Genomic DNA, 25997 nt, shown 5'->3' on the forward strand with positions numbered 1-25997 from the left:
TGTGGCGGCTGTGCCCAAGCCTGTGGAGAACCCCTGATAACCGGCTGCTAGCAGGCTTTTCTGCGGTGCTGGCTGAAGGGGGATAACCCCTATCCTTGGGGTGTGCCCTGCATCCCGGCGCTAAATCTGGTGTTGAAGGCGGCGGGCGGCGGGTGCAAACCTCCGCCCCTCGACGCCACTCTCAAGGATGACCCGCCGTGTTCGATGCCGTTCAGCTCGAAGGCCACAGCCAGGTTCGCCTGGACCGCACGCGGGACGCGCTGCTGACCGATTTCGGACGCGCCACGCTGGATGACCGCTACCTGATGCCGGGCGAATCCTATCAGGATCTGTTTGCCCGCGTGGCCAGCGCCTATGGCGATGACACTGCCCACGCCCAGCGCATCTACGACTACATCAGCAAGCTGTGGTTCATGCCGGCGACGCCGGTGCTGAGCAACGGCGGCACCACGCGCGGCCTGCCGATCTCCTGCTTCCTGAACGAAGCCAATGACAGCCTGGATGGCATTGTCGGCCTGTGGAACGAGAACGTCTGGCTGGCTTCCAAGGGTGGCGGCATCGGCTCCTACTGGGGCAACCTGCGCTCGATCGGCGAGAAGGTTGGGCAGAATGGCAAGACCAGCGGCATCATCCCGTTCATCCGGGTGATGGACAGCCTGACGCTGGCGATCAGCCAGGGCTCGCTGCGCCGCGGCTCGGCCGCCGTGTACCTGCCGGTGTCGCACCCGGAGATCGAGGAATTCGTCGACCTGCGGCGCCCCACCGGCGGCGACCCCAACCGCAAGGCGCTGAACCTGCACCACGGCGTGCTGATCCCCGACGCCTTCATGCGCGCGGTGGAAGCCGACGAGGAATGGGCGCTGTGCAGCCCCAAGGACGGCGCCATTGTGCGCAAGATCTCGGCGCGCGGCCTCTGGATCCGCATCCTGATGGCGCGCATCGAGACGGGCGAGCCCTACATCATCAACTCTGACCACGCCAACAACGCGCGGCCGGAACACCAGAAGCTCGCGGGCCTGGAGATCAAGACCTCCAACCTCTGCGCCGAGATCATGCTGCCGACCGGGCGCGACCAGCACGGCCAGGACCGCACCGCCGTGTGCTGCCTGTCGTCGCTGAACCTCGAGACCTGGATGGAGTGGAAGGACGACCCGCACTTCATCCCCGACGTGATGCGCTTCCTGGACAACGTGCTGCAGAACTTCATCGACACGGCGCCCGACAGCATGGCGCGCGCCCGCTACAGCGCCATGCGCGAGCGTTCCGTGGGCCTCGGCGTCATGGGCTTCCATTCGTTCCTGCAGGCGCAGAACGTGCCGTTCGAGAGCGTCATCGCCAAGGTGTGGAACACCCGGATGTTCAAGCACATCCGTGCCCAGGCCGACATCGCGAGCCGCGTGCTGGCGGAAGAGCGCGGGCCCTGCCCGGATGCCGCGGAATACGGCTTCATGGAGCGCTTCTCGAACAAGATGGCGATCGCGCCCACCGCGTCCATCAGCATCATCTGCGGCGGCGCCAGCCCGGGGATCGAGCCGATCGCGGCCAACGTCTACAACCACAAGACGCTGTCCGGTTCCTTTATCGTGCGCAACCCGTCGCTCAAGAAGGTGCTCGCGGCGCACGGGCGGGATGACGAGGACACCTGGACCTCCATCACCGTCAGCAAGGGCAGCGTGCAGCACCTCGACTTCCTGACGCAGCAGGAGAAGGACGTCTTCAAGACCGCCTTCGAGCTGGACCAGCGCTGGGTGGTGGAGCATGCCGCCGACCGCACGCCCTATATCTGCCAGAGCCAGTCGGTGAACGTCTTCCTGCCGGCCGACGTGCACAAGCGCGACCTGCACCAGATCCACTACCAGGCGTGGAAGAAGGGTGTGAAGTCGCTGTACTACTGCCGCAGCCTGTCCATCCAGCGCGCCGACACCATCAGCGAGAAGGTGGCCACGCAGCCCAAGCTCGGCTTCGCCGAGGCCGACAGCCTAGAAGCGGTGCTTCCGCTGACGCCGCCCCGCGCGCCGATGGCGGTGCCGGCGGACAGCACGGATTACGAAGAGTGCTTGGCCTGCCAGTAGCCGGTTAAGGAAACGCCTGGAGGAAGGGATTCCCTCAGGCTCCTGACTTCTTCCCGGCGATGGGTGGCTGTCAGGCGCGGGGCCGGGCGCCTCCGGTCCGCCGGCCGGGGGAACGGCCTCGGTATCGTCAGGGACGTTCTGTTTTCGGCCGCCGTCCCCGCAACTGCTGTTCGCGCAGGAAGATGAACATCCCTGCCGCGATGATCAGCGCGGCGCCCGCCAGCGTCAGGACGTCCGGCAGGTCGCCAAAAAAGGCGTAGCCGAAGATCACGCCCCACAGGATCATGGTGTACTGGTAGGGCACCACCGCGGATGCCGGCGCAAGGTGCAAGGCGCGGTTGACGCACAGGTTGCCGCCCAGCGAGCCGACGCCGAGAAACAGCATCAGCACCAGGTCCAGCGCGCCAGGCGGGGTCCAGCCCTGTGCCAGCACCAGCACCGCGCCGAACAGCAGCGCCGCCACCAGCTGGGCCGTCATCAGCACCGTGCCGGGCACCGCCGCCAGCTTGCGCGTGGCCAGCATGAAGCAGGCGTAGCTGAAGCTGCCCGCCAGGGCGCAAAGCGAGCCGAGCGAGATGGACTCCACCGACGGGTGCAACGCCAGCACCACGCCGCAGAAGCCCACCACCACCGCCGTCCAGCGCCGCCAGCCCACCGGCTCACGCAGCAGCCATGGCGACAGGGCGGTGACGTAGATCGGGCCCGCCATGTAGTAGGTCATCACCTCGGCCAGCGGCAGCTCCACCAGCGCCCAGAAGAACAGCGAGGTTTCCAGCGTCGAGAAGAAGACCCGCAGCAGCTGCAGCCCGGGGCGCGGCGCGCTCAGGAAGGCCACCGGGCCCGTGCGGCGGATGAAGGGCGCCATCACCATCAGCCCGGCGATGCTGCGGACCAGCACCAGCTGGCCCACCGTGAAGCCGCCCACCAGCCATTTGCCCAGCGTGTCGTTGACGGCGAACAGCAGCACGCCGGCCAGCATCATGGCGATGCCCGCGCCATGCCCCGGCTGCGCGGCATCGCCCGCGCCCGGCGCCGCCGGCGGCGGGGTGGTGGACATGGGTCGGGCCCTTTTGTGCTGGTGCCCGCGCGCGGGCCGTGTGTGGTGGCCATTGTTTCCTGGCGGGGACTTGGCGGCAAGGCCACGGCGTGCTGGATCGGTGGCCTTTCCACCGGCAGCAGGTGCTCGCATGCGGTTCCAGGGCCTTTCGGCATTCCCCATCACCCCCGCCGACGCGCAGGGGCGCGTGGATACCGCCGCCTTGGCGCGCCTGCTGCGGCGCCTGGTGGCGGCGGGGGTGGATTCCGTGGGCCTGCTGGGCAGCACCGGCACCTACGCCTATCTGGACCGCGCCGAGCGGCGGCGGACGGTGGAGGCGGCGGCGGCCGAGCTGCGCGGCGCCGTGCCGCTGCTGGTCAGCATTGGCGCGCTGCGCACGGATGACGCGGTGCGGCTGGGCCAGGACGCCCGCGCGGCGGGGGCGGACGCGGTGCTGCTGGCGCCCGTGTCCTACACGCCCCTGACGGAGGACGAGGTCTTCGCGCATGTGCAGGCGGTGGCGGCCGGGGCCGGCCTGCCGGTGGTGCTGTACAACAATCCGTCCACCACGCATTTCACCTTCAGCCCCGGGCTGATCGCGCGGCTGAGCCGGGTGCCCGGGGTGGCGGCGGTGAAGAACCCGGCCCCCGACGCCGATGCGGTGGCGGCCGAGCTGGCGGCGCTGCGGGCCGGTGCCGCGCCGGGCTTCTCCATCGGCCACAGCGGCGACTGGAAGGCCACCGAAGCGCTGCTCGCTGGCAGCGAGGCCTGGTACAGCGTGGTCGGCGGCCTGTTCCCCGAGCCCGCCATGCGCATCCTGCGCGCCGTCCGCGCCGGCGACGCGGCCGAGGCACGGCGGCTGCACCGGTCGCTGCAGCCGTTGTGGGACCTGTTCATTGCCCACAGCAGCCTGCGGGTGATGTATGCGGCGGCCAACCTGCTGGGCCTGACCGACGCGCAGCCGCCGCGCCCGATCCTGCCGCTGGCGGGGACGGCGAGGGAGCAGGTGGCGGCGGTGATCGGGGCACTGGCGCTGCGCTGAGCGCGACTCGGAGGGCGGATCATTCTTGGGCTTCGCCGTATATCGCGAGGCAAAAGAAGGGCTTGGCCAAGGCCCCTTCCGCGCGCCGGATGGCGCCGTTAAGACGGCCGCACCACCGCATCGCCGACCCTGCAGGAGTTCACGCCATGTCCGACACCGCGGAAGCCCCCAAGTTCGACCTGCTGACGGCCAACCCGGTCTACAAGCCCTTCCGCTATCCCTGGGCCTATGACGCCTGGATGACCCAGCAGCGCGTCCACTGGCTGCCGGAGGAAGTGCCGATGGCCGACGACGTGAAGGACTGGCAGCGCACCCTGACGGAAGGCGAGCGCAACCTGGTCACGCAGATCTTCCGCTTCTTCACCCAGGCGGATGTCGAGGTGAACAGCGCCTACATGAAGCACTACAGCCAGGTGTTCAAACCCACCGAAGTGCTGATGATGCTGTCGGCCTTCAGCAACATCGAGACCATCCACATCGCGGCCTATTCGCACCTGCTCGACACCATCGGCATGCCGGAGGTGGAGTACCAGGCGTTCCTGAAGTACCAGGAGATGAAGGACAAGTATGACTACATGCAGTCCTTCACGGTGGACAACAAGAAGGAGGTGGCCAAGACGCTGGCCGCCTTCGGCGCCTTCACCGAGGGCCTGCAGCTCTTCGCCTCCTTCGCCATCCTGCTGAACTTCCCGCGCTTCAACAAGATGAAGGGCATGGGGCAGATCGTCACCTGGTCGGTGCGCGACGAGACGCTGCACTGCCTGTCCGTGATCCGGCTGTTCCGCACCTTCATCCAGGAGAATCCGGAGATCTGGACGGCGGAGTTCCGCGAGGAGCTGACCGAGATCTGCCGCACCATCGTGCACCACGAAGACGCCTTCATCGACCTCGCATTCGAGATGGGCAGCGTGCAGGGCCTGACGCCGGACGAGGTGAAGCAGTACATCCGCTTCATCGCCGACCGCCGGCTGCAGCAGCTCGGCCTCGACCCGGTCTACAACATCGAGAAGAACCCGCTGACCTGGCTGGACGAGATCCTGAACGCGGTCGAGCACATGAACTTCTTTGAAGGCCGCGCGACCGAGTATTCCAAGGCCAGCACCTCCGGCACCTGGGAGGACGCCTTCTCGGACGGCGTGTTCAGCGACAAGCAGCCCGAGGGCGCGGTGCTGCCGTAGCGGCGCCACCGGGGGGGCCGTCGTCCCCCCGGCATCGCCCGGTGGTCAGCCCACCGGGTTCTTGCGCGGCTTGCCGGCGGGCTTGGGCGCTGCCGGCTTCGCCGCCGCGGCGGGCTTGGCGGCTTTGGGCGCCGCCGCCTTGGCCGGCTTCGCCTTGGGTGAGGGCTTGGCGGTCGCCGGCTCGCCCGGCGCTTCCTCCAGCGTGGCGGACAGGGCCGGCGCCGGCTCGTCCTCCGGCGCGGCGGGCAGGGCGGCGGCGCGTTCGGCCGGGTCGGCCAGGTTGTCGGCCTGCTGGTCGTCGGGGCTGCCGCTGCGCTCGTCGCCCTGCTCGATCTCCCGCCGCGCGCGGTGCCAGTGGTCGTCCGGCACGCCGTGCTGGCGGCCTTCCTGTTCCCACAGCTGGTAGGCCCGCTCGCGGATCCGCTGGTCCTGCGCCTTTCGGTCGTCGCTCATCGTCATCTCCATCGTCTCGCTGGGAACGCACGGCCGGGCCGGCGTTCTGCGCGCAGAGTGACGCGCCGGACCCGGCGCGTCCACTTGGCTGCGTGTCCCGCCGCCGGGGCCGCGCTTGGCGGGAAGCGGCGGCGCCGGCGCACGGCCCGGTTGCGCCGCCTGCACGGCCCGGTTGAAGCCGGGCCAGCGCGCGGGCAGTTGTGCCGCCAAAGCATGACTGCGTGTTGCGGCGCGGCCGTGCACGACCGATAAGACCAGCGACCGCGCCTCATCAGGACCAGCATTCATGCCCGACGCCATGCCGCTTCTCGTCACCCACAGCGGCAGTTTCCATTGCGACGAGGCCTTTGCATATGTCGTGCTGCGGCTGGCGCTGGGGCTGGGCCAGGCGGGCGAGGACCACCGGCTGGCCCGCACGCGCGATGCCGCCCTGATCGCCCAGGGCGATCATGTCTGGGATGTCGGCCTGGTCTACGATGTCGCCGCCTCGCGCTTCGACCACCACCAGCGCGGCGCCCCGTCGCGCGAGGACGGCACGCCCTTCAGCGCCGCCGGACTGGTGTGGCAGACGCATGGCGAGACGGCGGTGCGTGCCCTGCTGGCGCCCGCCGACGCCGGCTTCGCGCCCGCCATCGCCGCCGACATCGACCGGGTGGTGATCCGTCGCATCGACGAGGTGGACAATGGCGTGGCCGGCGCGCGGGAGCCGCTCGACCTCGCTTCCCTGGTGGGCGACTGCAACCTGTCCTGGGACGCCCCGGCCGAAGGCCGCCAGGAGGCGGAGGACGCCGCCTTTCTGCAGGCGGTGACATTGCTGGATGGCGTGCTGCGGCGCCGCGTGGCGGCGATGCGGGCGCGGCTGGCGGCCGATGCCATGGTGGTCGCCGCCCACAAGGCCTCGCCTGACCCGCGGGTGCTGGAGCTGGAGCGGGGCATGCCCTGGAAGAACGTGGTGTTCTCGCACAGCCTGCCGGTGCTGTTCGCTGTCTACCCGGTGCCCAACGGCAACTGGATGGTGGACGCCATGCCGCCCGAGCCGGGCTCCTTCGCGCAGCGCCTGCCGCTGCCGCAAAGCTGGGCCGGGTTGCAGGACACGGCGCTGGCCGAGGAGTCGGGCGTGGCGGATGCCGTGTTCACGCATCTGCGCCGCTTCGTGGGGGCCGCGCGGTCGCGGGCGGGGGCGGTGGCCATGGCGCGCAAGGCGATGGCCATCGGCGGGCTGGTGGTGTGAGGCCGCGGCCGGGGAGGGCGGTGCCGTCCCCGGTGCCGCGCTGCCTCAGCCCGGCGCGCTGTCGTCCAGCGCGCGATTGACGGTCAGCGCCAGCAGGGTGCAGACGGCGCCGGACAGCAGGTAGCCACCCACGGCCGCCAGCCCCAGCCAGTCCGACAGCACCAGCACCACCAGCGGCGCGAAGCCGGCGCCGAGCAGCCAGGCGAGGTCCGAGGTCAGCGCCGCGCCGGTGTAGCGGTGGCGGGTGGTGAAGTTGGAGGCGAGCGCGCCGCTGGCTTGGCCGAAGGACAGGCCGAGCAGACCGAAGCCGATCAGCACGAACACCGTCTCGCCCCCGCGCCCGCCGCCCAGCAGAAAGGGCGCGGCAAAGGAGAAGACGGCGATCAGCACGGCGCCGATGCCCAGCAGCTTGCGCCGCCCGATGCGGTCCGCGATGGCGCCCGACAGCATGACCGCGACAATGCAGATGCCCGCGCCCATCATCTGCACCGACAGGAAGTCGGCCGGCGAGCGGTCGGTGAACAGCGCGATCCAGGCCAGGGGAAACACCGTGACCAGGTGGAACAGCGCAAAGGACGCCAGCGGCACGAAGGCGCCGATCAGCACCGTGCGGCCGTTGGTGCGCAGCGTCTCGGGGATGGGGGCGGGCAGCAGCTCGTGCTTTTCCAGCATGTCGCTAAATTCCCGCGTCACCACCAGGCGCAGCCGCGCGAACAGCGCCACGACGTTGACCGCGAAGGCCACGAAGAACGGGTAGCGCCAGCCGAAGTCCAGAAAGTCCTCGCCGGACAGGGTGCCCAGCAGAAAGGCGAACAGGGCGGCGGCCAGCAGAAAGCCCAGCGGCGCACCAAGCTGCGGCATGGCCGCGTACCAGCCGCGCTTGCGGTCCGGCGCGTTGAGCGACAGCAGCGAGGCGAGGCCGTCCCAGGCACCGCCCAGCGCCAGCCCCTGGGCGATGCGGAAGGCGGCCAGCAGCAGCACCGCGTAGACGCCGATGGTGTCGTAGCCCGGCAGAAAGGCGATGGCGGCCGTGGAGCCGCCCAGCAGGAACAGCGCGATGGTCAGCTTGGTGCCGCGCCCGTAGGTGGTGTCCACCCAGATGAAGATGGCCGATCCGATGGGGCGGGCGATAAAGGCCAGGGCGAAGATGGCAAAGGAATACAGCGTGGCCCTGACCGGGTCGATATGCGGAAAGAACAGGCTGGGAAAGACCAGCGCCGAGCCGATGGCGTAGACAAAGAAGTCGAAGGACTCCGACATCCGCCCGATGATCACGCCGAGCGCGATCTCGCTGGACGCGACGGCGTGGTGGTCCGCGTTGATGTCGCGCGCGTCGCGCTCCAGCACCGAGGAATGCAACGGAGCGCGGCCTTTGGTTTCGGTGATCACTTCGCCCTCATTTCGACGTCCAGTGGCCCGGCCCGGGGTCCGGAATGGCATAAAGCATCCGGACCCCGCCGCCGCCCATAGGACAAAACGTCCAATCCCCTGCGGCGTTGTGACATCCTAGATGGTGCCTCACGCATCACAGTGTTCCGAGCGATTGGCATGCCCCGCAAGACCCGACGCCACCACCCCCTGACGCGCCTGCTGGCCCTGGCGCCGCTCGCCCTGCTGCTGGGCGGCTGCAACCTGGTGATCATGAACCCCGCCGGCGACGTGGCGGCGCAGCAGCGTGACCTGATCGTTTACTCCACCCTGCTGATGCTGATCATCATCATCCCGGTGATCCTGCTGACGCTGCTGTTCGCCTGGCGCTACCGCGCTTCCAACAAGGCGGCCAAGTACGACCCCGAGTGGCACCATTCCACGCAGCTGGAGGTGATCATCTGGGCGGCGCCGCTGGTCATCATCGTGGCACTGGGCGCGCTGACCTGGGTGGGCACCCACCTGCTCGACCCCTACCGCCCGCTGCAGCGCCTGGATGCCGAGAGGCTGATCCCGGAAGAGGTGCGCCCGCTGGAGGTGGAGGTGGTGGCGCTCGACTGGAAGTGGCTGTTCATCTACCCGCAGCAGGGCATTGCCACGGTGAACGAGCTGCGCGCGCCGGTGGACGTGCCGATCAACTTCCGCATCACCGCCTCCTCGGTCATGAACGCGCTGTCGATCCCGTCGCTGGCCGGCATGATCTATGCCATGCCGGGGATGGAAACCAAGCTGCACGCCGTGATGAACCAGGAAGGCGTGTATGACGGCATGTCCGCCAACTACAGCGGCGCCGGCTTTTCCGACATGCGCTTCAAGTTCCATGGCATGAGCCAGCAGGGCTTCGACGCCTGGGTGGCCGAGGCCAAGGCGGGCGGCGGCGGCACGCTCGGCCGTGCCGAGTACCTGGAGCTTGAGCGCCCCAGCGTGCGCGACGCCGTGAAGCGCTTCTCGGCCATCGACCCGGCGCTGTTCAAGGCGGTGGTGGAACGCTGCGTGGACCCCGCAAAGATGTGCATGAGCGACATGATGGCGATCGACGCGCGGGGCGGCATGGGCGCCGCCGGTACGGTCAACGTCGCCAGCCTGGATTACGACAAGACGGCCCGGCGCGGCAGCGGCCCCTCGCCGGCCGCCCCCGCCCGCCGCTTCGTGCTGGCCCTGTGCACCCCGGCCGACCCGCTGGGCACCGGGCTGGTGGCATCGGCCGCCACGCCCGACGCCGGAAAGGCCACCAACTGATGCCGCGCCCCGACGACGCCCTCCCCATGGCGGTGCCCGCCGCCCACGGAATGTCTCTGGCGGCGCCTGCCGCCCTTGGAATGACAGAATAAACCCATGGCCACCAATCCGGACGTCCTGAGCCCCGTGTTCGGCCGGCTCTCCCTCGACTCCCTGCCCTTCCTGCACGAGCCGATCGTCGCCATCGCCCTTGTGGGCGTGGTGCTGGGCGGGGTCGCGATCCTCGGCGCCATCACCTACTACCGCCTGTGGGGCTACCTGTGGCGCGAATGGCTGACCACGGTGGACCACAAGCGCATCGGCATCATGTACGTGATCCTGGCGCTGGTGATGCTGCTGCGCGGCTTCTCGGACGCCATCATGATGCGCGCCCAGCAGGCCATGGCCTTTGCCGGGTCCGAGGGCTACCTGCCGCCGCACCACTACGACCAGATCTTCACCGCCCACGGCGTGATCATGATCTTCTTCATGGCCATGCCCTTTATCACAGGGCTGATGAACTACGTGGTGCCGCTGCAGATCGGCGCGCGCGACGTCGCCTTTCCGTTCCTCAACAACTTCTCCTTCTGGATGACCGCCGCGGGCGCCGCCATCATCATGATGTCGCTGTTCGTGGGTGAGTTCGCGGCCACCGGCTGGCTGGCCTATCCGCCGCTGTCGGGCTCGTCCTACTCGCCCGGGGTGGGGGTGGACTACTACATCTGGGCCCTGCAGATCGCGGGCATCGGCACCTTGCTGTCCGGCATCAACCTGCTGGTTACCATCGTGAAGATGCGCGCGCCGGGCCTGCGCATGATGAAGATGCCGATCTTCACCTGGACCTCGCTCTGCACCAACGTGCTGATCGTGGCCGCCTTTCCGGTGCTGACGGCCGTGCTCGCGATGCTGACGCTGGACCGCTACGCCGGCACCAACTTCTTCACGAACGACTTCGGCGGCAACCCGATGATGTACGTGAACCTGATCTGGATCTGGGGCCACCCCGAAGTCTACATCCTGGTGCTGCCGGCCTTCGGCATCTTCTCGGAAGTGGTGTCCACCTTCAGCAGCAAGCGGCTGTTCGGTTACACCTCCATGGTCTACGCCACGGTGGTCATCACCATCCTGTCCTACCTGGTCTGGCTGCACCACTTCTTCACGATGGGCTCGGGCGCCAGCGTGAACAGCTTCTTCGGCATCACGACGATGATCATCTCGATCCCGACGGGCGCCAAGATCTTCAACTGGCTGTTCACCATGTACCGCGGCCGCATCCGTTTCGAGGTGCCGATGCTGTGGACGGTCGGCTTCATGGTCACCTTCGTGATCGGCGGCATGACCGGCGTGCTGCTGGCGGTGCCGCCGGCCGACTTCCAGCTGCACAACTCGCTGTTCCTGATCGCGCATTTCCACAACGTCATCATCGGCGGCGTGGTGTTCGGCCTGTTCGCCGGCGTGACCTACTGGTTCCCCAAGGCCTTCGGCTTCAAGCTGGACCCGTTCTGGGGCAAGATGTCCTTCTGGTTCTGGTTCGTGGGCTTCTACTTCGCCTTCATGCCGCTTTACGTGCTGGGCCTGATGGGCGTGACGCGGCGCATGAGCAAGTTCGACGACCCGTCGCTGCAGATCTGGTTCGTTGTCGCCGCCTTTGGCGCGGTGCTGATCGCCTGTGGCATCGGCTCCTTCCTCATCCAGCTCTGGGTCAGCTTCCGCAAGCGGGAGGAGCTGCGCGACCACACGGGCGACCCCTGGGGCGGCCGCACGCTGGAATGGGCCACCACCTCGCCGCCGCCCGACTACAACTTCGCCTTCACGCCCGTGATCCATAATCACGACGCGTGGTGGGACATGAAGCACCGTGGCTACAAGCGCCCGGTCAGCGGCTTCGAGGCGATCCACATGCCCAAGAACACCGGCGCGGGCGTGATCATCGCGGGCCTGGCCGTGGCCTTCGCCTTTGGCATGATCTGGTACATGTGGTGGCTGGTGGGGCTGACCGCCGTGGCGCTGCTGGTCACCGCCATCGCGCATACCTTCAACTACGACCGGGACTTCTACATCCCGGCCGAGACGGTGACCGCGGTCGAGGACCGGCGCACCCAGATGGTCGCGGGGGAGTAAGCGGATGTCCATCCAGGCCCCCCACGCCGGCCCGCTGGCCGAGCCCGTGTCGCAGGAAGACCTGGTCTTCTACACGGCCGACCACCACGTGAACCCCGGCTCCGGAACCCTGCTCGGGTTCTGGATCTACCTGATGAGCGACTGCCTGATCTTCGCGGTGCTGTTCGCGACCTATGGCGTGGTTGGCCGCAATTATGCGGCCGGCCCCGGCCCGGCCGACCTGTTCGACCTGAACCTGGTGGCGCTCAGCACCGCGATGCTGCTGTTCTCCTCCATCACCTACGGCTTCGCCATGCTGAGCATGGCGCGGGGCCGCAAGGGCGCGACGCTGCTGTGGCTGGCGGTGACGGGGCTGTTCGGCCTCGGCTTCCTCGGCTGCACCGCCTATGAGTTCAACCACCTGATCCACGAGGGCGCGGTGCCGAGCCGCAGCGCCTTTCTGTCCGCCTTCTTCACCCTGGTCGGCACCCATGCCCTGCACGTCGCCTTCGGTGCGATCTGGCTGGTGGTGCTGATGGTGCAGGTGGTGCAGCGCGGGCTGGTGCCGGAGAACCGCCGCCGGCTGATGTGCCTCAGCCTGTTCTGGCACTTCCTGGACGTCATCTGGATCGCCGTCTTCTCCTATGTCTACCTGATGGGGATGCTGCCATGAGCGCGCAACCGCATGCCGCCGCCCACGACCACGACCACGGCCACGCCCATGACGATGTGGAGGACGGCGCGCACGGCTCGCTGAAGGGCTATGTGGCGGGCTTCCTGCTGTCCGTCGTGCTGACCGCCATCCCGTTCTGGCTGGTGGGGGGCGACGTGCTGGGCTCCTCGCGGCTCACCGCCTTCGCGGTGATGGGCTTCGCGGTGGTGCAGATCGTGGTGCACATGATCTTCTTTCTGCACATGAACACGCATTCCGAGGCGGGCTGGAACATGCTGGCGCTGGTGTTCACCGCCGTGCTGGTGGTCATCATGCTCGCCGGCTCGCTGTGGGTCATGTACCACCTGAACACCAACATGATGCCCGGCATGCACGACATGCGGCAGATGCCCTGAGGCCAGCGCGGTGACGGCCGAGCCGGTGGCGGCGCCGTCCTCGCCGCGCAAGCTGGCGGTGCTGGGAACCCTGGCGCTGCTGGCATTCATGGCCCTGCTGGCGCTGGGCACCTGGCAGGTGGAGCGGCGCGCCTGGAAGCTGGACCTGATCGCGCGCGTGGATGCCCGCATCCACGCGCCGGCGGCGCCCGCGCCGGGCCCGGCCGACTGGCCCGCCCTGACTGCGGCCGGGGACGAGTACCGCCATGTCACGGCCACCGGCGCCTTTCTGCCGGGCCAGGACACGTTGGTGCAGGCTACCACCGCGCTGGGCGGCGGCTTCTGGGTGCTGGCGCCGTTCCGGACCGATGGCGGCTTCACCGTGCTGGTCAACCGCGGCTTCGTGCCCGGCGAACGCCGCGACCCGGGCAGCCGCGACCCTGGCTTGGCGCAGCGCCGCGTCACCGGCCTCCTGCGCGTGACCGAGCCCGGCGGCGGCTTTCTGCGCTCCAACGACCCGGCGGCCGACCGCTGGCATTCGCGCGACGTGGCGGCCATCGCGGCCAAGCGCGGGCTCGGGGAGGTGGCACCCTACTTCATCGATGCCGAGGCGGTGCCCGGCGCGGCCCCCCTGCCGGTCGGCGGGCTGACGGTCGTGAGCTTTCCCAACAGCCATCTGGTTTACGCGCTGACATGGTATGGTCTGGCGCTGATGCTGGCCGGTGCCATCTGCTACGTGATGCGCGAGGAATGGCGGGCACGCCGCCGGGCCGCCGCGCGGCGCTGAGCCTGCCCGACGCCGGATGGGGGAGGGCGATGGCAGCTTCATGGGCCCTGCCGGGCGAGGCCACGGCCGGCAAGAACCTGCTGCAGCTGGTGCAGCTGCGCTGGATCGCGGTGGTGGGGCAGGTGCTGACCATCGGCACGGTGCAGCTCGGCTTCGGCATCCCGCTGCCGCTGCGCGAGATGGCGGCGATGCTGGTCACGCTGGTGGCCATCAACCTCCTGTCCATGCTGCGGCTGCGGCTGCGCGCCGCCATCGGCCCGACCGAACTGTTTCTGGGCCTGCTGCTCGACGTCGCGGTGCTGACGGTGCAGCTCTACCTCAGCGGCGGCGCGACCAACCCCTTTGTTTCGCTCTACCTGCTGCAGGTGACGCTGGCGGCCATTCTGCTGGAAGTGCGCTGGGCCTGGGCGATGGTGGCCATCACCGCGCTGTGCTGCCTGGGGCTGACGCTGGACTACCGCCCCCTGGTGCTGCCGCCGCCGCTGCACGAGCGGCTGTTCCAGCTGCACCTGATGGGCATGCTGGCCTGCTTTGTGCTGGATGCCACGCTGCTGGTGATGTTCGTCACCCGCATCAGCGGCAACCTGCGGGCCCATGATGCCGACCTGGCGCAGATGCGCCAGCAGGCGGTGGAGGAGGACCACATCGTCCGCATGGGTCTGCTGGCATCCGGCGCGGCGCATGAGCTGGGCACGCCGCTGGCCACCGTATCGGTGATCCTGGGCGACTGGCGGCGGATGCCGCAGCTGCGCGCCATGCCGGACCTGGCGCAGGAGATGGACGAGATGCAGGCCGCCATCCAGCGCTGCAAGGCGATCGTCACCGGCATCCTGCTGTCCGCCGGCGAGGTGCGGGGCGAGGCGCCGGAGGTGTCCAGCGTGCACGCCTTTCTGGATGGCGCGGTGGAGGACTGGCGTGCCAGCCGCACCGCCACGGGGCTGGTCTACGAGAACCGCTTCGGCGACGACCTGCCGATCGTCGCCGACCCGGCGCTGGAGCAGGTGCTGGCCAACATCCTGGACAATGCGCAGGAGGTTTCGCCGGCGCATCTGCGGCTGCGGGCCACGCGGCGCGACGCGGAGTTGGTTCTGGAAGTCAGCGACCATGGGCCGGGCTTCGCGCCCGACATGCTGCGCGAGCTCGGCAGGCCCTACCAGTCCAGCAAGGGGCGGCAGGGCGGCGGGCTGGGGCTGTTTCTGGTGCACAACGTGGTGCGCAAGCTGGGGGGGAGCGTCGCCGCGCGCAACCGGCCGGAAGGCGGGGCGATGGTCACCGTCACGCTGCCGCTGGCGTCGCTGGCGCTGGATGGGGAAGATCGCGATGGACGATGAGCGCCTGCTGCTGGTGGTCGAGGACGACGCCAGCTTTTCCCGCACCCTGTGCCGCTCCTTTGAGCGGCGCGGCTACACCGTCATGGCGGCGGCGGGGCTGGAGGAGATGCAGGCACTGATCGCGGAGCGGGTGCCGCAATACGCTGTGGTGGACCTGAAGCTGGCCGGTGCCTCCGGCCTCGCCTGCGTGCAGGCGCTGCACGCGCGCGAGCCCGCCATGCTGATCGTGGTGCTGACCGGCTTCGCGTCCATCGCCACGGCGGTGGAGGCGATCAAGCTCGGCGCCTGCCACTACCTCGCCAAGCCATCGAACACGGACGACATCGAGGCCGCCTTCGGCCATGTGGCGGGCGAGGTGGACACGCCGCTGACGCAGCGCGCCACCTCCATCAAGACCCTGGAATGGGAACGCATCCACCAGGTGCTGGCGGAAACCGGCTTCAACATCTCCGAGGCCGCGCGGCGGCTCGGCATGCACCGCCGCACCCTGGCCCGCAAGCTGGACAAGCAGCAGGTGCGCTAGCGGCGCCGGCTCAGGCGGCCGGCCGTCCGCGCACCGTCAGGCTGGCCTCGTTGCGCGGGTCGGCGTTGTGGAACAGCCAGCAGGCCAGCGCGGCGGCGGGCACCGACAGCACGAGCCAGGCTTTCAGGACGACCATGGCGGGCTCCGCGAAGCTGATCAGATCCGTCATGCGAGTGAACCAACCGACATGGCCATGGAGCGTGTCCGAGCGAGAGGGCGGGTCGTCGTGGAACCATATCCGCGACAGGAACATCTTTCTCGCTCTGCGCAATTCTGTCAACAAATTTGCGTTATCGACTGAGGCGCAGGTCAATTTGGCCCAGCTTGTGCTAGACGGGCGTTCGCCATTGCAGCGCCGCCGCCGGGGGCAAGCCCCGGCGGGGATGGCTGGTCACTTCTCGGCGGTGTCCGGGGCGGCCTCGGCCGTGTCGTCCTCGCCGGCGTCCGGGCGGACCTCGCCGGCATCGAGGGCGGCCTGTTCCTTTTCGGCAGCCTTCTTCTGCGCCTTGGCTTCCGCCTTCGCGCGCTTGGCGCCATCGCGCTGGGCGCGTTCGAAATTGTAGTTCGGCTTGCGCATGGGCGATTCCTTGTCGCTGGTTGAGTGGGGCCGCGGCGGCGCCGGGGCGCGACCCGGCGCTGTGGCGGGTGCGCCGTCTGGGCCGCCTGCGGCGCGGCGGCCGGTCCGGGCCGGCCGAAAACCGCTTCCGGGCCATGAGACTACCGTCCGCCCCCCGCGCCGTCGAGGCCGCTTGCGCCATGCCGGGCTTCGGTCACCACCGGGAGGGTGCGCCGTCCGGCTCGCCAGGGCCTTCACCGCTACCACCACAGCGCAAGGCCGTGCTGCCGGAGCATCGTGATCGCGCCGGCGCCGGCCGGCATGCGTGCAACACGGCGAGGCCTGGCTCCGGGGTCGGTTGCCATGCACCGCAGGCGAGGTGGCGCGGGGCTTCCGCAGGGCATCGGGGCGGGGATGGCCGCACCACAAGCTGGCCCCGCTCCGCCAGCCCGGATAACAGGAGGGACGCGGCATGGAGGCCAATGATCCAGGCGGCAACCCCAGCCCGTGCGTGCGTTTCTCCAACGCATGCAGGGCCGGGCCTGTAAATAAATTTTGACAGCCCGGCGGCTGTCCGGGGCGCAAGCGGCATGGCCACCTTCTTCACCGCCGACACGCATTTCGGCCATGGCGGGGCGCGCGGCCTGTACCGGCGCCCGTTCGGCTCCATCGGCGAGATGGACGCGGCCCTGGAACGCGGCTGGAACGCCGTGGTGGGGCCGCAGGACGAGGTCTGGCACCTGGGCGACTTCGCCATCGGGCCCAAGCCCGCGGCGCAGGCGGCGCTGCTGGCCAGGCTGCACGGCCGCAAGCACCTGATCCTCGGCAACAACGACAGCGCGGCGACGGCGGCGTTGCCCGGCTGGCACAGCACCGCCAGCTATGCCGAGCTGGTGGTGGACAGCCAGCCGCTGGTGCTGTGCCATTACGCGTTCCGGTCCTGGCGCAACATGGCGCGCGGCTGGATCAACCTGCATGGCCACAGCCATGGCCGCCTTGCCCCCATGCCGCGCCAGTTCGACGTCGGTGTCGACCCGCGGGGCTTCCGGCCGGTGGCGCTGGCGGAGCTGCTGGCCGCCACCCGCTTGCGCGCGCCCCGGCTTCGCGCGACAGCTTCGGAGCCCCCGCACGAGGACCCCGCCCCATGACCTGGTCGATCCTGACCCATGACCCCGAAACCGGCGCCTTTGGCGTCGCCGTCGCCACCTGCGCCTTCGCCGTCGGCGCGTCCTGCCCCTACCTGCGGCCGGGGGTGGGTGCGGTGTCCACCCAATCCTTCACCAACCGCTACCTTGGCCCTGCGGTGCTGGACGCCATGGCGCGCGGCCTGCCGCCGGACGCGGCGATCGAGGCGGCGCTGGCGGGCGATAGCAACCGCGCCTACCGGCAGGTGCATGCCATCGACCGGCATGGCCGCGCCGCCGCCTGGACCGGCGCTTCCTGCGTGGTCTGGGCGGGCAGCTTGGCGGCGCCCGGCATCAGCGTCGCCGGCAACATGCTGGCCGGGCCGGATGTGGTGGCGCGCACCCTGGACAGTTTGCTGGCCGATGCCGGATCGCCGCTGCCGGAGCGGATGATGCGCGCCATGGATGCCGGCGAAGCCGCCGGCGGCGACCGCCGCGGCCGTCAGTCAGCCGCCATGAAGCTGATTTCCAGCGAGGACTTCCCCGACCTCGACCTGCGGGTGGACGACCATGCCGCGCCGCTGGACGAGTTGCGCCGCCTGGTGGGCATCTGGCGGCGCGAGCGCGCGCCGTCGCTGCCTACGGCACCGCGCCGGGCCGACCCGTCCGGCACGGTGGACCGGGCGGCGACGCAGGCGGCCTGGGCGGCGCGGGGACTGGATCTGCGCTTCGGCGACGAACCCGGCTGAGGCAGGCGCGCGACGCCGCCCGGCCTTCACCGCTTGGATGGCGGCGCCTCGCCACGGGGCGCGTCCTCGCCGGGACGTGCCGCCGAGACGGGCCGGCCGTCGCCGGTGAAGGTCACCACCGTCACCAGCCCGCTGCGGTCGGTCGCCTGGCAGGTGGCGCGCTGCCAGACCTGCCCGTCCGTGCTCATGGCAATGCGGCAGGTGCCGGTCACCTCCTTGGCGGCGCTGCGGCCGGACACGGAGGTGTGCATGCGCGACAGGACCATGGTGTAGTCCTCCGGCCTCGGCTGCTCGTCCCGCTGCGCCTCGAAGCCGATGGTGACGTCCCGCCCGGATTGCACGGACAACAGGATGCTGCCGTCCTGGTGCAGCACATACACCAGCCCGCTGGAGCAGGGGCGGGGGTCCCGGTTGACGCTCATCTCGCAACGCCCGGGGGCGCCGATCACCAGCCGGGGCAACGGCTGCCCCGGCGTGGCGCGCTCCGGCACGGGCCGGGTGGTTTGGGCGATGGCGGGCCCGTGCGGCAGCGGCAGGCCGCCGGCGAGCAGGGCGCAAAGCATGAGGGCACGCATTCCGGCCTCCCTGTTCCCGCCCCCCGGGAGGGGGCGAGCCGACAGCCGAGCCGCCAAACCGGGCAGGAATAAGACAACGGCGCCGCGCCGCCTGGACGCCGCCCGGACGCGGCGGTTCAGTCCCGCCGGTGACCGCGCAGCCGCGCCACGATCATCAGCGCCACGCCCAGGGCGATGACGCCGAAGGTGGCGGGCGAGGTCGTGATGGTGTCGATCAGCGCGGCGGGCACCCAGATCAGGGAATCCAGGATGGTGCGCGGGATCCACAGCAGCGTGTCCCACCCCACCACATGCGCGGCGATGCCGATCGCGACCAGAAAGACACCGAGGGACCACAGGCGGGTTTGCATGGGTGGTGTCTTAGCGCGGAAACAGGCTGGGGAAACTGGCGGACCCGAAAGGATTCGAACCTTCGACCTCTGCCTTCGGAGGGCAGCGCTCTATCCAGCTGAGCTACGGGTCCCGGCCAGGGCTTCCCTTTAGCGGTTCGCCCCGCGCCGGGGAAGCCCCGAAAACCGGCCGATCAACGGTCGGCCAGCGCCTTTTCCACCGCCACGGCGGCGGCCAGCAACGCGGCGTCCGCGTCATGCGCGCCGCTCAGCATCAGTCCCACCGGCGCCTCGCCCGGGCGGTGGCAGGGCAGGCTGATGGAACAGCGGTCCAGGAAGTTGAAGGCCGCCGTGTTGCGCAGCAGCAGCAGGTTGATGCGGGCGTATTCCGCCTCGTCCTCCACCGCCGCCAGCGGTGGCGGGGGCAGCGCCACGGTGGGGCACAGCACGGCGTCATAAGGCGCGGTGCGCGTCCCGGCGGCGGCCGTGATGCGGGCACGCTCGCTCCGCAGCGTCACGTATTCGCCCGCCGTCATGCCGGCGCCGCGGCGGATGCGGGCGATCACGCGCGGGTCGTATTCCCCGCCCGCGCGCTCCATCAGCGGCCCGTGCCAGGCGAAGGCCTCTGGCGCCACCAGGCCGCCCGTGGCGTTGGCGCGCGGGATCTCGGCCAGCTCCGGCATGCTGAAGCGCTCCACCACGGCGCCCGCGGCCGCGAGGCGCGCCAGCGCGCGCTCAAAGGCCGCCGCCACCACGGGGTCCAGCCCGTCAAACAGGTAGCTGCCCTCCGGCACGCCGAAGCGCAGCCCGGACAGGCCCCCGGGGGCGGGCGGCTCGGCCGCCTCGGCGCCAGCCATCAAGCCGTGCAGCACGGCGCAGCAGCCGGCGGTGTTGGCCAGCGGCCCGATGCTGTCGAGCGAGGGCGACAGCGGCAGCACGCCATCCAGCGGCACGCGCTTTGCGGTCGGCTTGTAGCCCACCACGCCGCACAGCGCGGCCGGGATGCGGCAGGAGCCACCGGTGTCCGAGCCCAGCGCGGCCAGGCCCATGCCATCCGCCACCGCCACGCCCGCGCCGGACGAGGAGCCGCCCGGCAGCCGCCCCGTGGCACGGTCCCAGGGCGAGCGGGGGGTGCCGAAATGCGGGTTCACGCCCAGGCCGGTATAGGCGAACTCCACCATGTTGGTGCGCCCCAGCACCACGAAGCCGGCGCGCTGCAGCCGCGCCACGGCGGGCGCGGTGGCCGCCGCCGGCGGCGCGTTCCGCAGCGCCACGGAGCCGGCGCGGGTGGGCACCCCCTCCTGGTCGAACAGGTCCTTCACCGAGATCGGGATGCCGGCCCAGGGGGAAGGGGCGCGGCCGGCGGCGCGCAGCGCGTCCATCGCCCGCGCGCTGGCCAGTGCCTGTTCGGCCTGCACGTCGACAAAGGTGCGCGAACCCTCGCCGGCCGGATCGGCGATGCGGGCCAGCGCGGCCTCGGCCAGCGCCACGGCCGTGGTGCGGCCGGCGGCGAGATCGGCCCGCGCGGCGGCGAGCGAGGAGGGGGCGTGCGGCATCGGGAGCAGTCCTCGGTGAACGGTCGGCGGATGCTGCGGGCAGGGGGGACGGGCCGCAACCCGGGAAGCCCGCTTTTCCGCCGGCCAGGCAGGCGGAGCCGGGCCAGGACAAAGGCCGGGCTTGCTCCCTGCACGGGAAACAGGGCGCGGGCAGGCGTCCCGCGCGGCGTGCCATCTGGCGGGAATCCGGGCCCCCGGCCCGGCGCCGCGCCACCTTGCGGCCCGCCCCGCCGCCGGGCAGGCTGCGGCAACGCCGGGGGGCAAACCCCGGCCACCCTGCTGTCCAAGGATCTTCCGCGCATGACCGCTGCTTCCAAGCCTGTTCTGCTGACCGGCGCTTCCGGCAATCTGGGCCGTGTGCTGGCGCGGGAACTGGGCGCCATGGGCCACCGGCTGCGGCTGACCGACCTGACGGCCTTTCCGGACGAGCTGCCGGCAGGCGCCGAGTTCACCCGCGCCGACCTGAACGACGGCCCCACCATCCTGCGGCTGGCGGAAGGCTGCGGTGCCATCCTGCACTTCGGCGGTGCCTCCACGGACCAGCCGTTCGAAACGGTGATCGGCCCCAACATCCGCGGTCTGTACCATGTGTACGAGGCGGCGCGGCGCGAAGGCGCGCGGGTGCTGTTCGCTTCCTCCAACCATTCCATCGGCTTCCACGAGCGCCCGGCCGGCAACGCGGCCAGGCTGGACGCCGACTGCGCCTTTCGGCCGGACAGCTTCTACGGCCTGTCCAAGGCCTATGGCGAACTGATGGGGCGCATGTACTGGGACAAACACGGGGTGGAGAACCTCAACGTCCGCATCGGCTCCTCCTTTCCTGAGCCGATCGACGCGCGGATGCTGGCCACCTGGCTGTCCTTTGGCGACCTGTCGCGGTTGTGCGACCGCTTTATCGGGGCGGAGCGCGTCGGCCACGCCGTGGTCTGGGGTGCCAGCGACAACCCGGACACCTTCTGGGGCGAGGACCACCGCGACCGCATCGGCTGGGCGCCGCAGGACAGCGCCGAGGCGTTCCGCGGCAAGGTGGGCGGGCTGACCTCCGGCAATCCCGTGACCGAGCGCTACCAGGGCGGTGGCTATTGCGCCGTCGGCTACAGCCGCGACCGGCCGAGCCCCGCCGACGCCTTCGCGCTGGATGACGAGGCATGATGCCACCGGACGGGCTGGAACTGCGGGCCGGCGACTGGCGCGCCGTGCTGCGCCCCGCGCACGGCGCCGCCTTTGCCGCGCTGGAACACCGCCACCGCGCGGTGCTGGAGCCGCTGGATGGCCGCGACCCCCTGCGCAGCAGCGCCGGCGCCTTCTGGATGCTGCCCTGGACCAACCGCCTGGACGGTGGCCGCTTTCCCGTTGGCGGCACGGACTACCGCCTGCCCATCAACCGCCCTGACGAGGGCAACGCCCTGCACGGCCTGGGCCGCGAGGCGCCCTGGACGGTCGAGCTCGCCGGCGCCGACCACGCGGTGCTGCTGCAGCGGCTGCAACACAGCCCCTTCGACTATGCCGCCCGGCTGGAGCTGCGCCTGGCCGACGACGCACTGCGCATGCGGCTGCGGCTGGAAAACACCGGCGGCGCGCCGTGCCCGATGGGCTTCGGCTGGCACCCCTGGTTCGCCCGCCCACCTGGCTGCAGCCTGCGCTTCGCAGCCGCCGCGCGCATGGTGAAGGGCGAGCGCGAATTGCCGGTGGCCGCCGAGCCGAGTAGCGGCCTGGACTCCGCGGTGGCCGAGCTGATGGGGCTGGACGGGCATTTCGCGGGATGGGACGGCGTGGCGGTGCTGCACCGGCCGGACCTGACGGTGACGCTGCGGGCCAGCGGCGCCTGGGCGCGCAACCTGCAGGTCTTCGTGCCGGACGACCACCGCGAGGTGGTGTGCATGGAACCGGTGAGCCACGTGCCCAACGTCATCAACACGCCGGCGCTGGCTTCCTATGGCGCCATGCAGGTGCTGGCGCCGGGCGAGGCGATGGAAGGCAGCCTGGAACTGCTGGTGCGGTAGCGGCCCGGCGACCCGCGGCAAACGATGGGCCGGGAGCCTTCGCTGTCCGTGGCCTTGCGTCGCGCGCATCCGCCCGGCCATTTTGCCGCATGCCGAACGCGCTTGTCCTCGGGGCCGGGATCATGGGCCTTTGCACCGCCTGGGGGCTGACCCGTGCCGGATGGTCCGTCACCGTCCTGGAGCAGGACGCGGTGCCCAACCCGCGCGGCTCCAGCGTCGATGCGCACCGGCTGATCCGCCATGCCTACGGCGCCGAGGCCGGCTACCAGCGCATGGTGGATGCCGGCTTCGCCGCCTGGGACCTGTTGTGGGCGGAGCTGGGCGAAAGCCATTTCGTGCCGACCGGCGTGCTGGCCCTGGCCTCGGCCGCCGGCGGCTGGCTGGCCGACAGCCGCGCCACGCTGCGCGCCGCCGGCCACGCGGTGGAGGACCTGCCCCCCGCCGCCATCCCCGCCCGCTTTCCCATGCTGCGCGATGCCGGCGTCGTGGATGCCCTGGCCACGCGCCCCGGCGGCGTGCTGCTGGCCCGGCCGGTCGTCGCCGCGCTGGCCCGCCATCTCGCCGCGCGCGGCGTGCGGTTCGAGCAGGGGCGCGCCGCCCGGGTGGACCCCGCGCGCGCCGCGCTGGTGCTGGACGGTGGCGGCACGCGGCAGGCGGATTGGCTGGTGCTGGCCGCCGGCCCCTGGGCGCCGCGCCTGTTGCCGGAACTGCGGGGCGAGGTGGTGGCGTCCCGCCAGATCGTCGTGGACCTGGAGCCGCCGGCGGCGCACCGCGCCGCCTGGGCAGCCGCCCCCATGCTTCTGGACCTGTCGCCCGATGGCGGCTTCTACGCGGTGCCGCCGGTGGCGGGCACGGCGCTGAAGATCGGCGACCACCGCTTTTCCCGCCGGGGCGACGCGGAACAGGACAGCCGCGCCGCCACGCCCGCCGAGGCCGAGGCGATCCTGGCCCTGGCGCGCCCGCGCCTGGCCGATGCCGCGGGCTACCGCGTGCTGGGCGCCCGCGCCTGCTACTACGACGTGGAGGAGGCCGAGCGCTTCGTGGTCCGCCCGCTGGGCGACCGGGCCATCGTGATGAGCGGCTTTTCCGGCCATGGCTTCAAGTTCGGCGCCGTGCTGGGGCTGGCGGTGGCCGCGGCGGCGGGTGATGCCGCGCTGGCCGCCGCGCTGCCGCGCTGGGCGGCCGGGCAGGCCCCGCCGCCGCCGGGCATGCTGCCGGACTGCTGCCGCGCCGCCATGCCGGCATGAGGCTAGCGGCCGGGACACTGCTGCTGTCGCTGGCGGCCGGCCCGGCGCTGGCGGCCGCCACGCCGGACGGCGCGGTAGCGGATTGCCGCCGCCCGGGCTCGGACGCCGAGCGTGCGGTATGCGCCAGCCCGGCCTTGCAGGCAGCCGACCTGGCCCTGGCTTCCCTGGTGGCGGACTGGCGGCAGCGCGCGCCGGAAGCGGCGGCGCAGCAGCAGGACTGGCTGCGCCGGCGCGACCGCATGTGCGCCCCCGCCATGCGCCCGGATTGCCTGGACATCGCCTATGCCGAGCGCACCGCCTGGCTGCGCGCAGCCCTGGCGGCCCTGCCGGCGACCATGCCGCCGCCGCCGGCGCCGCCCGCCGCCGCGCCCGCGCCGGTGCCTCCGCCGGTGCCGGCCGAGGCACCGGCGCCCCGACCGGCCCCGGCGGCGGTGGCCGTGGCATCCATGGCGGCGCGGCTGGCCACGGCGCCCTGCGCCACGGTTGGCAGCACCGCTTTGCGGGGGCAGGGCTGGGGGGTGGGCGATGCGCCCTTCGGCCTGGCGCTGGACCGCTGGTCGCAGCCCGATTTCGCCGCGCTGATGCGCCGGGCCCGGGAATGCCAGGCGGAGAACGTGGACAACGCCCGCAACCTGCAGCTCATGCTCAATGTCTTGAACCAATTGCGCGCCACGGCACCGGCCCTGCCGCCGGCGGCACCCGCCGTGCCGCGCCCACCTGCCCCACCGCAGCCTGCGCCGCCGCCCGAGCCCGCGCGGCAGCCCGCCGCCACGGCCATCGACTGCGCCGACCCCGCCCTGCTGCAGGACGTCGCGTTTACCTTTCAGGGGACGCCCGGCGTGTCGCGGGGCGCGCGCATCCGCCAGATGCTGCGGCCACGGCCTTATTCAGACGTCATCACGGAGGCTTATGGCGCCACGCCGGCGCTGCGGGCCGAGTTCCAGCGGCTGCAGCCCTTCATGGCGCCCGTGCCGCAATGCCTGGTGGATGCGGAAACGGACGGCGGCGCGGTGACGCTGTCCTACCGGCTGTATGCCGACGCCGGGCGCATGCTGATCGAGGTGCAGCGCATGCCATGACCGCCGGGCGGGGGAGGGGACCCCCCCGCCGCCGAGGTTATTCGCCCTGCTGGCTGGGCTTGCGCTTGTGGCCGGGCGCCACGTCCACCGGCCCGCCATGCAGCGAGGCCATCTCGTTGGCGTCGCCCGGCTGCGGCTCGCCCGGCGGGATCGGGTTCTCGACGGAGCCGGCGGCGACCTCGTCGGTGTCCTCGGCGTCGGGGCGGCTGTCGTTGACGCTGGGGTCGCGGTCCATGGCGGTGCTCCTGTGTTCCGGCGGCATGGGGTGCCGCCCTGAACAGGGAGAACCGGCGGGCCGGCCGGGCGGTTGCACCGCCGGCCGGCGATGCTCAGTCGCGGCCGACAACGATATCCGGCGCGTCCTCGGCCTTCATGCCGACCACGTGGTAGCCGCTGTCCACATGGTGCACCTCGCCGGTCACGCCGGCGCCGAGGTCGGACAACAGATAGACGCCAGCGCCGCCGACATCCTCGATGGTCGTGTTGCGCTTCAGCGGCGCGTTGTACTGGTTCCACTTCAGGATGTAGCGGAAGTCGCCGATGCCGCTGGCCGCCAGCGTCTTGATCGGCCCGGCGGAGATGGCATTCACCCGGATGCCGCGCGCGCCCACGTCCACCGCCATGTAGCGCACGCTGGCTTCCAGCGCCGCCTTGGCCACGCCCATCACGTTATAATGCGGCGTGACACGTTCGGCGCCCAGATAGGTCAGCGTCAGCAGGCTGCCGCCCTCGCTCATCAGCGCCGCGGCGCGGCGGGACACGGATACGAAGGAATAGCAGGAGATGTCGAGCGCCTGCAGAAAGGCCTCGCGCGGGGTATCCATGTAGCGGCCGCGCAGGAACTGCTTGTCGGCGAAGCCGATGGCGTGGACCAGGAAGTCCAGCTTGCCCCAGCGCTGTTCCAGCGTCTCGAACACCGCGTCGATACTGCTCTCGTCCGTCACGTCGCAGGGTAGCACGATGTCGCTGCCCAGGCTTTCCGCCAGCGGGCGCACGCGCTTCTCCAGCGCTTCGCCCTGGTAGGTGAAGGCCACCTCCGCCCCCTGGGCGGCCACGGCGCGGGCGATGCCCCAGGCGATGGAGCGGTCGTTGGCGACGCCCATGATCAACCCGCGCTTGCCCGCCATCAGCGTGCCGGTGGCGGGCCCGGGGGTGTTCGTTTGCGAGGCAGCTTCCATGTTCAGGCGAGACCGGTTCCGTTGAAGGGCAGGGAAAGGCAGCATGGCCCGGGGCGCGTGTGGCCCCCGGCCCGGGCGTGGCGTTGCAAGGGTCTGGGCGTGGTGGCACACCCCCGCCGCCTGGGCAAGAGCACGCCGCGGCACCGGCTGGCAGC

Annotated in this window: 27 protein-coding genes and 1 tRNA gene; 17 read left to right on the top strand and 11 right to left on the bottom strand. The window is 70.9% G+C overall.

What is annotated here, in order from left to right:
* Window positions 1-197 precede the first annotated feature (197 nt).
* Window positions 198-2072 (top strand): ribonucleoside-diphosphate reductase subunit alpha, encoded by a 1875-nt coding sequence (locus tag IAI59_RS06810; protein ID WP_207417009.1) that lies wholly within the window; start codon window positions 198-200, stop codon window positions 2070-2072.
* 127 nt (window positions 2073-2199) lie between these two features.
* Here the strand turns inward: IAI59_RS06810 and IAI59_RS06815 are convergent, their stop codons facing one another.
* On the bottom strand, window positions 2200-3129 hold the full coding sequence (locus IAI59_RS06815; protein WP_207417008.1) for a DMT family transporter: 930 nt from the start codon (window positions 3127-3129) through the stop codon (window positions 2200-2202).
* A gap of 130 nt (window positions 3130-3259) precedes the next feature.
* Here IAI59_RS06815 and IAI59_RS06820 point away from each other — a divergent pair, with 130 nt between their 5' ends.
* Complete coding sequence (locus IAI59_RS06820) at window positions 3260-4150, top strand: dihydrodipicolinate synthase family protein (protein WP_207417007.1); 891 nt, start codon at window positions 3260-3262, stop codon at window positions 4148-4150.
* 146 nt (window positions 4151-4296) lie between these two features.
* The gene (locus tag IAI59_RS06825; RefSeq protein WP_207417006.1) at window positions 4297-5328 is read left to right on the top strand and encodes a ribonucleotide-diphosphate reductase subunit beta; all 1032 of its coding nucleotides are present in this window, start codon (window positions 4297-4299) and stop codon (window positions 5326-5328) included.
* A gap of 45 nt (window positions 5329-5373) precedes the next feature.
* On the opposite strand, the gene IAI59_RS06830 is transcribed toward IAI59_RS06825, so the two are convergent.
* The gene (locus IAI59_RS06830; protein ID WP_207417004.1) at window positions 5374-5781 is read right to left on the bottom strand and encodes a DUF2934 domain-containing protein; all 408 of its coding nucleotides are present in this window, start codon (window positions 5779-5781) and stop codon (window positions 5374-5376) included.
* Window positions 5782-6067: 286 nt separating this feature from the next.
* Between IAI59_RS06830 and IAI59_RS06835 the strand changes: the two genes are divergently transcribed.
* The gene (locus IAI59_RS06835) at window positions 6068-7012 is read left to right on the top strand and encodes an MYG1 family protein (protein WP_207417001.1); all 945 of its coding nucleotides are present in this window, start codon (window positions 6068-6070) and stop codon (window positions 7010-7012) included.
* 45 nt (window positions 7013-7057) lie between these two features.
* Here the strand turns inward: IAI59_RS06835 and IAI59_RS06840 are convergent, their stop codons facing one another.
* Window positions 7058-8401 (bottom strand): MFS transporter, encoded by a 1344-nt coding sequence (locus tag IAI59_RS06840; protein ID WP_237181207.1) that lies wholly within the window; start codon window positions 8399-8401, stop codon window positions 7058-7060.
* Between the two features lie 159 nt (window positions 8402-8560).
* Between IAI59_RS06840 and cyoA the strand changes: the two genes are divergently transcribed.
* The 7 genes from cyoA (at window position 8561) to IAI59_RS06875 (ending at window position 15446) form a co-directional block, all read left to right on the top strand.
* Window positions 8561-9679 carry a ubiquinol oxidase subunit II gene (gene cyoA, locus IAI59_RS06845; RefSeq protein ID WP_207416999.1) on the top strand — a complete coding sequence of 373 codons (1119 nt, stop codon included), beginning with the start codon at window positions 8561-8563 and terminating at the stop codon, window positions 9677-9679.
* 126 nt (window positions 9680-9805) lie between these two features.
* Entirely contained in the window at window positions 9806-11779 is a 1974-nt protein-coding gene (cyoB, locus tag IAI59_RS06850; RefSeq protein WP_419556589.1) for a cytochrome o ubiquinol oxidase subunit I, read from the top strand.
* Window positions 11780-11783: 4 nt separating this feature from the next.
* Window positions 11784-12431, top strand: a complete 648-nt coding sequence (gene cyoC, locus IAI59_RS06855) for a cytochrome o ubiquinol oxidase subunit III (RefSeq protein WP_207416997.1) — start codon at window positions 11784-11786, stop codon at window positions 12429-12431.
* A complete protein-coding gene (cyoD, locus tag IAI59_RS06860) occupies window positions 12428-12826 on the top strand; it encodes a cytochrome o ubiquinol oxidase subunit IV (protein ID WP_207416996.1) in 399 nt (132 codons plus the stop codon). The genes cyoC and cyoD overlap by 4 nt, the downstream gene beginning before the upstream one ends.
* Window positions 12827-12836: 10 nt before the next feature.
* Window positions 12837-13592, top strand: a complete 756-nt coding sequence (locus tag IAI59_RS06865) for an SURF1 family protein (RefSeq protein WP_336512471.1) — start codon at window positions 12837-12839, stop codon at window positions 13590-13592.
* 29 nt (window positions 13593-13621) lie between these two features.
* Window positions 13622-14923: an ATP-binding protein gene (locus IAI59_RS06870; RefSeq protein WP_207416995.1), complete on the top strand. Its 1302-nt coding sequence runs from the start codon at window positions 13622-13624 to the stop codon at window positions 14921-14923.
* A complete protein-coding gene (locus tag IAI59_RS06875; RefSeq protein WP_207416994.1) occupies window positions 14913-15446 on the top strand; it encodes a response regulator transcription factor in 534 nt (177 codons plus the stop codon). Before IAI59_RS06870 ends, IAI59_RS06875 begins: the two co-directional genes overlap by 11 nt.
* A gap of 10 nt (window positions 15447-15456) precedes the next feature.
* On the opposite strand, the gene IAI59_RS06880 is transcribed toward IAI59_RS06875, so the two are convergent.
* Window positions 15457-15615, bottom strand: a complete 159-nt coding sequence (locus IAI59_RS06880) for a hypothetical protein (protein WP_207416993.1) — start codon at window positions 15613-15615, stop codon at window positions 15457-15459.
* Between the two features lie 222 nt (window positions 15616-15837).
* Complete coding sequence (locus IAI59_RS06885) at window positions 15838-16023, bottom strand: hypothetical protein (protein ID WP_207416991.1); 186 nt, start codon at window positions 16021-16023, stop codon at window positions 15838-15840.
* Between the two features lie 569 nt (window positions 16024-16592).
* On the opposite strand from IAI59_RS06885, the gene IAI59_RS06890 reads away from it, so the two are divergent.
* Together IAI59_RS06890 and IAI59_RS06895 are read left to right on the top strand one after the other, a co-directional pair.
* A complete protein-coding gene (locus tag IAI59_RS06890) occupies window positions 16593-17150 on the top strand; it encodes a metallophosphoesterase (protein ID WP_207416989.1) in 558 nt (185 codons plus the stop codon).
* The gene (locus tag IAI59_RS06895; protein ID WP_207416987.1) at window positions 17147-17875 is read left to right on the top strand and encodes a DUF1028 domain-containing protein; all 729 of its coding nucleotides are present in this window, start codon (window positions 17147-17149) and stop codon (window positions 17873-17875) included. The genes IAI59_RS06890 and IAI59_RS06895 overlap by 4 nt, the downstream gene beginning before the upstream one ends.
* Before the next feature lie 26 nt (window positions 17876-17901).
* On the opposite strand, the gene IAI59_RS06900 is transcribed toward IAI59_RS06895, so the two are convergent.
* From IAI59_RS06900 to IAI59_RS06915, 4 genes are all read right to left on the bottom strand, one after another.
* Window positions 17902-18450, bottom strand: coding sequence for a hypothetical protein (locus IAI59_RS06900; RefSeq protein ID WP_207416985.1), 549 nt, complete (start codon window positions 18448-18450; stop codon window positions 17902-17904).
* A gap of 116 nt (window positions 18451-18566) precedes the next feature.
* Window positions 18567-18800, bottom strand: coding sequence for a hypothetical protein (locus IAI59_RS06905; RefSeq protein ID WP_207416983.1), 234 nt, complete (start codon window positions 18798-18800; stop codon window positions 18567-18569).
* Between the two features lie 36 nt (window positions 18801-18836).
* A tRNA-Arg gene (locus tag IAI59_RS06910) sits at window positions 18837-18913 on the bottom strand.
* 60 nt (window positions 18914-18973) lie between these two features.
* The gene (locus IAI59_RS06915) at window positions 18974-20335 is read right to left on the bottom strand and encodes an amidase (protein WP_207416981.1); all 1362 of its coding nucleotides are present in this window, start codon (window positions 20333-20335) and stop codon (window positions 18974-18976) included.
* A gap of 300 nt (window positions 20336-20635) precedes the next feature.
* Here IAI59_RS06915 and IAI59_RS06920 point away from each other — a divergent pair, with 300 nt between their 5' ends.
* From IAI59_RS06920 to IAI59_RS06935, 4 genes are all read left to right on the top strand, one after another.
* Window positions 20636-21487: an NAD-dependent epimerase/dehydratase family protein gene (locus IAI59_RS06920; RefSeq protein ID WP_207416979.1), complete on the top strand. Its 852-nt coding sequence runs from the start codon at window positions 20636-20638 to the stop codon at window positions 21485-21487.
* Entirely contained in the window at window positions 21484-22338 is an 855-nt protein-coding gene (locus IAI59_RS06925) for an aldose epimerase family protein (protein ID WP_237180643.1), read from the top strand. Before IAI59_RS06920 ends, IAI59_RS06925 begins: the two co-directional genes overlap by 4 nt.
* 89 nt (window positions 22339-22427) lie before the next feature.
* A complete protein-coding gene (locus IAI59_RS06930) occupies window positions 22428-23585 on the top strand; it encodes an FAD-dependent oxidoreductase (RefSeq protein WP_207416978.1) in 1158 nt (385 codons plus the stop codon).
* A complete protein-coding gene (locus tag IAI59_RS06935) occupies window positions 23582-24664 on the top strand; it encodes a hypothetical protein (protein ID WP_207416977.1) in 1083 nt (360 codons plus the stop codon). Before IAI59_RS06930 ends, IAI59_RS06935 begins: the two co-directional genes overlap by 4 nt.
* A 37-nt stretch (window positions 24665-24701) precedes the next feature.
* Here the strand turns inward: IAI59_RS06935 and IAI59_RS06940 are convergent, their stop codons facing one another.
* Together IAI59_RS06940 and fabI are read right to left on the bottom strand one after the other, a co-directional pair.
* Window positions 24702-24899 carry a hypothetical protein gene (locus IAI59_RS06940; protein WP_207416976.1) on the bottom strand — a complete coding sequence of 66 codons (198 nt, stop codon included), beginning with the start codon at window positions 24897-24899 and terminating at the stop codon, window positions 24702-24704.
* Window positions 24900-24993: 94 nt separating this feature from the next.
* A complete protein-coding gene (gene fabI, locus IAI59_RS06945) occupies window positions 24994-25842 on the bottom strand; it encodes an enoyl-ACP reductase FabI (protein ID WP_207416975.1) in 849 nt (282 codons plus the stop codon).
* Window positions 25843-25997 lie beyond the last annotated feature (155 nt).

The organism is Roseomonas haemaphysalidis (assembly GCF_017355405.1).
GTDB lineage: Bacteria > Pseudomonadota > Alphaproteobacteria > Acetobacterales > Acetobacteraceae > Pseudoroseomonas > Pseudoroseomonas haemaphysalidis.